Below are 1,770 nucleotides of genomic sequence, written 5' to 3' on the forward strand. Positions count from 1 at the left end.
GACCTGACTTGGCTCACTCCAGGCCACAAATCCTGATCGCAGGGCTGTGACCAGGATCTTCTCGATTCTGAATGGCTGATTTCACGCACTAACCGCGCCCGTCTACGCTCATCAAGTGGCGTTCATCAGGAAGGTTCGAACCAAATCCGGAGCCACCGCCGTGCAGATCGCCCGCTACAACAACGGCCGGCAAGAAATCGTCAAACACATCGGGTCCGCCCACACCGACATCGAACTCGGCATGCTCCTCGAACGCGCCCGAGCCTTGCTCGACCCCGACCAACAAGCCCTCGACCTGGGCATCACCCCACAACTGCCCGTCGAAAGCGTTCTTCCCACCGGGCAAGCAACGCTGCTGCCGACACCGATCGACGAACAACCCCCGGTGCTCGATGCGCCGGGCCGGACCGAAACCACCGCGTCGGTGCTGCTCCGGGACGCCCTGCACACCGCCTACGACCAGCTGGGATTCGACCGAATCCACGATGAGGTCTTCCGGGACCTGGTGATCGCCCGCATCGTCGAACCCGGGTCGAAACTCGATGCCGTCCGAGTCCTGCGTGACCTCGGCGCCGACCCACCGAGTTACGCCACCATCAAACGCCACCTGCGCTCGATCCTCGACAAGGACTACCGCGCCACGATAGCCGGACAGTGCTTCGCCCACGCCGCCGAAACCGGCGGTCTGTCCTTGCTGCTCTACGACGTCACCACCTTGTACTTCGAAGCCGAAAAGGAAGACACCTTAAGGAAAGTCGGCTACAGCAAGGAACGACGCGTCGACCCACAAATCGTCGTCGGGCTCCTGGTGGACCGCACCGGATTCCCCCTGGAAATCGGTTGCTTCGAAGGGAACCACGCCGAAACCCGCACCATCGTCCCGATCGTGCGCCAGTTCCAGCAGCGCCACGACATCACCGGGGTGGAGATGGTCGTCGCTGCTGATGCCGGGATGCTGTCGGCGTCGAATCTGTCCGACCTCGATGAGGCAGGTCTGAAGTTCATCGTCGGCTCCCGTGTCACCAAAGCGCCCGGTGATCTTGCCTCGCACTTTCATTGGCACGGCAATGCTTTCACCAATGGTCAGATCGTCGACACGATCACCCCCAGACACGGCCGCTCGAAGGTCAACAATGTCCGAAAACGCGCCGAACCCGTGTGGGACCCGGTCGCGCATCCGAACGCGTGGCGGGCGGTGTGGCAGTACTCGACCGCCCGGGCGGCGCGGGACGAGAAGACGTTGAACGCGCAGGAAGCCCGCGCCCGGGCCGTCGTCGACGGCGGTACACCGCCGAAGTCGACTCGGTTCGTCAAGACCACCGCGCAGGGCCGCAGCCTCGATACCGCGTCGCTCGAGCGTGCTCGATCCCTCTCGGGATTGAAAGGGTACGTGACGAATACTTATGCCTCACTGATGGATCCGTCTGAGGTGATCGCGAAATATCATGACCTGTGGCATGTGGAGCAGTCGTTCCGGATGTCGAAAACGGATCTGCGGGCCCGGCCGATCTTTCATCGCACGAAGGATTCGATCGAGGCGCATCTGACGATCGTGTTCGCGGCGTTGGCTGTCTCGCGTCTGGTTCAGGAACGTACCGGGTTGGCGATCGGCCATGTCGTCAAGAAGCTGCGCCCGTTGCGTTCGGCGACGATCGCGATCAACGGCACCCGGCATACGTTCCCGCCGCAGGTCGAACCCGAGATCCGCGAGATTCTGAATCGAATTTCAGTCCGGTGACTCACGCACTAACGAAATGAGCCAACTCAGGT

The 1,770-nt window shown here is 62.1% G+C and carries 1 protein-coding gene; it reads left to right on the plus strand.

What is annotated here, in order from left to right; genetic code table 11:
* The first annotated feature begins 115 nt into the window (after nt 1–115).
* Nucleotides 116–1,738 carry an IS1634 family transposase gene (locus tag Q7514_RS33070; RefSeq protein ID WP_330137385.1) on the plus strand — a complete coding sequence of 541 codons (1,623 nt, stop codon included), beginning with the start codon at nt 116–118 and terminating at the stop codon, nt 1,736–1,738.
* The last annotated feature ends 32 nt before the right edge of the window (nt 1,739–1,770 follow it).

Origin of the sequence: Rhodococcus artemisiae (assembly GCF_036327795.1) — a bacterium.
Classification (GTDB): Bacteria; Actinomycetota; Actinomycetes; order Mycobacteriales; family Mycobacteriaceae; genus Rhodococcus; species Rhodococcus artemisiae.